This is a genomic window from Hydrocoleum sp. CS-953, assembly GCF_002260545.1.
Taxonomy (GTDB): domain Bacteria; phylum Cyanobacteriota; class Cyanobacteriia; order Cyanobacteriales; family Microcoleaceae; genus Trichodesmium.
In genome coordinates this window covers 1-2246 of record NZ_LGSU01000136.1, presented here as the reverse complement: position 1 = coordinate 2246, position 2246 = coordinate 1, and the positions used below count along the sequence as shown (strand labels likewise).

Here is a 2246-nt window from a genome sequence, read left to right as displayed (position 1 = left end):
AATTAGGCGATCGCCTAGGGGTGCGTAGGACTATCCCTACCCTGACCAATTTATCTAAAATCTAAAAACTGTTGTGCAATAGTTAAATGAATGATCAATCTGAATCAAATTAGGCGATCGCCTAGGGGTGCGTAGGACTATCCCTACCCTGACCAATTTATCTAAAATCTAAAAACTGTTGTGCAATAGTTGAATACTGAAGTTAATTTTTTTCATCCCCTATCCCAGAAGAAGCTTGAGACCTTATTTTTTAGTCAATTTTCCAATGATTGGTTGAGAGAGTTACTAGAAAGACAAGGGAGAGAATTTAATAGCTTACCCATCAAATCAATCTTGACAAACTATTTAGATGCTCATCTAAATGGGACGATACATAGGCAATTTTTCACAGAAAATTTGTTCCCAAATTTATGTAAACTTATATGAAGTAGAGTTTTCATCATAAATTATGACATCTCGTCGGCATTTGAATACCATATTTTTAGCTATTTGTCTAGCTTTGATAACTTGGTTTAACTTTATTCCCAATGTTTGGGCACTTGGAGGTAAACTACCTGAGTTATACCAACCAGCACCAGAATTTACCTTACCTACTAATACAGGGGATGGGGAAATTTCTTTATCAGATTATCGTGGTGAGTGGGTAGTGCTTTATTTTTACCCTAAAGATTTTACCTCTGGTTGCACAATAGAAGCGCGTAGGTTTCAGCAAGATTTACCAAAATATATTTCTAGAAATGCTCGAATTTTAGGTGTTAGTGCAGATGATATAGACTCCCACGCAGAATTTTGTGATTCTGAAGGATTAAAATTTCCATTGTTAGCTGATACGGACGGAACTGTTAGTAAAGCTTACGGTTCATGGCTAAACTTTTTTTCAATGAGGCATACTTTTATTATCGACCCAGATGGGATGTTGCAGGAGATTTTTCTAGGAGTAAGACCGCCTATTCATAGTCAAGAAGTTTTGGCACGTTTGGATGAGTTGCAGCAGAGTTAATTAATATAGCAGGGAATCGGGAATCGGGAATAGGGAACAGTTGGAAAAACATTTCCGTTTTCTAAGATTTATCATCAGTCTATGTCCTAACTAATTCTTTCTTAGCTATATCAAATTTTGTAAAATCATAATTACAGTAGAGATGTTTAATTAAACATCTCTATAATCTGAAAATTCTTCCTTAATCATAACAATAATTATTCATGGTTAATAGCTGACTCCTAAGAGCTGTTTGCGCAGCATTCCGCAGGAAATACTTACATTAAAACCAAATTATTTAGCTGTATTTCACATTATTTAAAGACAAAATTTACTACAGCAAATAATTTATCTAGCTCATAAATAGTAAAAGCAGTAATATTTCTAGTAAATTTCTCAAATTCTAATTTACCAAATTGCCATGTTGCACCATTAGAAACAATACCAAAAACAATAATGAGATTTTCTTGATTTAATCTTTGAGCAGCAATCATCTCTGNCAGCAAGAAGCAACTTAAGCAAGGAATTATTAATCCTTCTAAAACTGGGATTTATCTAAAAACATTAGTACCTACTTCACGCTCTTAAAAAAGTTCTCCGAAAATAGTAAAAGCAGTAATATTTCTAGTAAATTTCTCAAATTCTAATTTACCAAATTGCCATGTTGCACCATTAGAAACAATACCAAAAACAATAATGAGATTTTCTTGATTTAATCTTTGAGCAGCAATCATCTCTGCTAAAGATTGTGCCCAACCTGTTTCAAAGTTGTCTTGTTTAGCTTCAACTAAAATAAAGTATGGTCGATCAAAGACAACCTTACCTAAAGGGGAACGTTTAGCTAAAATATATTCAGGAAATCCTGATAATTGTTCATCACAACTTAAAGATTGATGACTCCATAAAATAAAATTTTGGTGGTAGGTTTTCCAAACTTATTTGAGAATGGGATAAATAAGATTTTCACAGATAGCAAATTCAGAATTATCAACGACAGCATCCCCCATGTTCACCAATTAACAATGTTCATGTGACGAGGTGCCGTTTGCGGAGCATGACCTAGGAATACAATTAATAATTATCTAGAGTGGAAAATNATAAGATTTTCACAGATAGCAAATTCAGAATTATCAACGACAGCATCCCCCATGTTCACCAATTAACAATGTTCATGTGACGAGGTGCCGTTTGCGGAGCATGACCTAGGAATACAATTAATAATTATCTAGAGTGGAAAATTTATAATTTAGAACAGACTATCTCATGC

2 protein-coding genes are annotated in these 2246 nt (G+C 33.9%); one reads left to right on the top strand and one right to left on the bottom strand.

Annotation, left to right across the window (positions count from 1 at the left end):
* Positions 1-448 precede the first annotated feature (448 nt).
* Positions 449-1000: a peroxiredoxin gene (locus AFK68_RS00975; protein ID WP_094670918.1), complete on the top strand. Its 552-nt coding sequence runs from the start codon at positions 449-451 to the stop codon at positions 998-1000.
* A 563-nt stretch (positions 1001-1563) separates the two neighbouring features.
* On the opposite strand, the gene AFK68_RS43975 is transcribed toward AFK68_RS00975, so the two are convergent.
* Positions 1564-1713 (bottom strand): hypothetical protein, encoded by a 150-nt coding sequence (locus AFK68_RS43975; RefSeq protein ID WP_371357182.1) that lies wholly within the window; start codon positions 1711-1713, stop codon positions 1564-1566.
* Positions 1714-2246 lie beyond the last annotated feature (533 nt).